General features: G+C 68.3%; 1 protein-coding gene. It reads left to right on the forward strand.

Translation table 11 applies throughout. The features are described from left to right. Positions 1-2,348 (forward strand): carboxylic acid reductase (gene car / locus A9X01_RS21015; RefSeq protein ID WP_065122605.1); only part of this gene is annotated, 2,348 nt, incomplete at both ends.

The following is a 2,348-nucleotide window of genomic DNA, read 5'->3' on the forward strand; positions in this document are numbered from 1 at the left end:
CGCGCTGGCCCGGGCCCTGACCGACGCGTCGGTCCAGACCGGCGACCGTGTCTGTGTTCTCGGCTTCACCAGCGTGGACTTCACCACGATCGACATCGCGCTGGGACTCGTCGGCGCCGTCGCGGTCCCCCTACAGACCAGCGCGACGCTCACGCAGCTGCAGCCCATCGTGGCCGAGACCGAGCCGGTGGCGTTCGCCGCCAGCATCAAGCAGTTGCCCGACGCCGTCGAGTTGATCGGCAGCGCCCCGGCCCCCCGCAAGCTGGTGGTCTTCGACTACCACCCCGAGGTCGACGACGAGCGCGAGGCTTTCGACGCCGCCCGCGCGGCGCTCGCCGATTCGGCGGTCACCGTCGAGACGCTGGCCGAGCTCCTCGAACGCGGCAAGTCGCTGCCGGCCACGGCGCCGGTCGCCACCGATGACGACAACCCGTTGGCGCTGCTGATTTACACCTCTGGCAGCACTGGCGCCCCCAAGGGCGCGATGTACCCGCAGCGCAACGTCGCCAAGATGTGGTGCCGCTCGGCGCGCAACTGGTTCGGCGAGACCCCGGCGTCCATCACCCTCAACTTCATGCCGATGAGCCACGTCATGGGACGCGGCATCCTCTACGGCACGCTGGGCAACGGTGGCACCGCTTACTTCGCCGCCAAGAGCGACCTGTCCACCCTGCTCGAAGACCTCGAGCTGGTGCGGCCGACCGAACTGAACTTCGTGCCCCGCATCTGGGAGACGCTGTTCGGCGAATTCCAGCGGCAGGTCAACCGCCGGCTGCCGGATGCGGCCGACCAGGCCACCCGCGAGGCGGTGGAGGCCGAGGTGATTGCCGAGCTGCGCCAGTACCAGCTGGGTGGCCGCTTCATCTTCGCGATGACGGGCTCGGCGCCAACCTCCCCGGAACTCAAACAGTGGGTCGAATCGCTCCTGGAAATGCACCTGCTGGACGGCTACGGCTCGACCGAGGCCGGCATGGTGCTGTTCGACGGCGAGATCCAGAGCCCGCCGGTCATCGACTACAAGTTGGCCGACGTCCCCGATCTGGGTTACTTCGCCACCGACCGGCCACACCCGCGGGGTGAGTTGCTGCTCAAGACCGAGAACATGTTCCCCGGCTACTACAAGCGGCCGGAGACCACCGCCAACGTCTTCGACGAGGACGGCTACTACCGCACCGGCGACGTCGTCGCCGAGATCGGACCCGGCCGATTGGTGTACGTCGATCGCCGCAACAACGTCCTCAAGCTCGCCCAGGGCGAGTTCGTGACCGTGGCCAAGCTGGAAGCTCTGTTCGGCAACAGCCCGCTGGTGCGGCAGATCTACGTCTACGGCAACAGCGCGCACCCGTACCTGCTGGCCGTCGTCGTCCCGACCGAGGAGGCACTGGCCAGCCACGACGTCGCGGCGCTGAAGCCGATGATCGCCGACTCGCTGCAGAGCGTGGCCCGGGAGACCGGATTGCAGTCCTACGAGGTGCCGCGTGACTTCATCATCGAGACCACGCCGTTCACGGTGGAGAACGGGCTGCTGACCGGGATCCGCAAGCTGGCCTGGCCGAAGCTCAAGCAGCACTACGGCGAGCGCCTCGAACAGCTCTATGCCGAGCTGGAAGCCGGGCAGGCCAACGAGCTCAACGAGCTGCGCCGTACCGGAGCCGAGGCACCGGTGCTGCAGACCGTCACGCGTGCCGCGGCGGCGATGCTGGGTACCGCAAGCACCGACCTGACGCCCGACGCCCACTTCACCGACCTGGGCGGCGACTCGCTGTCGGCGTTGACCTTCGGAAACCTGTTGCGCGAGATCTTCGACACCGACGTGCCGGTGGGTGTGATCGTCAGCCCAGCCAACGACCTGCAGGCGATCGCGGCCTACATCGAGGCCGAGCGGCAGGGCACCAAGCGGCCTTCGTTCGCGGCGGTGCACGGTCGCAATGCGGCCGAGGTGCACGCCTCCGATCTCACACTGGACAAGTTCCTCGACGCGGCCACCCTGGAAGCGGCACCGAACCTGCCCAAGCCGAGCAGCGAGGTGCGGACGGTGCTGTTGACCGGCGCCACCGGATTCCTGGGTCGCTACCTGGCCCTGGACTGGCTGGAGCGCATGGATTTGGCCGGCGGCAAGGTGATCGCGCTGGTGCGCGCCAAGTCCGACGAGGAGGCCCGCGCCCGACTGGACCGCACTTTCGACAGCGGCGACCCCAAGCTGCTGGCCCACTACCAGCAACTGGCCGCCGACCACCTCGAGGTGATCGCCGGTGACAAGGGCGAGGCCAACCTCGGGCTGGACCCGCAGGTCTGGCAACGGCTGGCCGACACCGTCGACCTGATCGTCGACCCGGCCGCCCTGGTCA

The organism is Mycobacterium asiaticum (genome assembly GCF_001668675.1).
GTDB lineage: Bacteria > Actinomycetota > Actinomycetes > Mycobacteriales > Mycobacteriaceae > Mycobacterium > Mycobacterium asiaticum_D.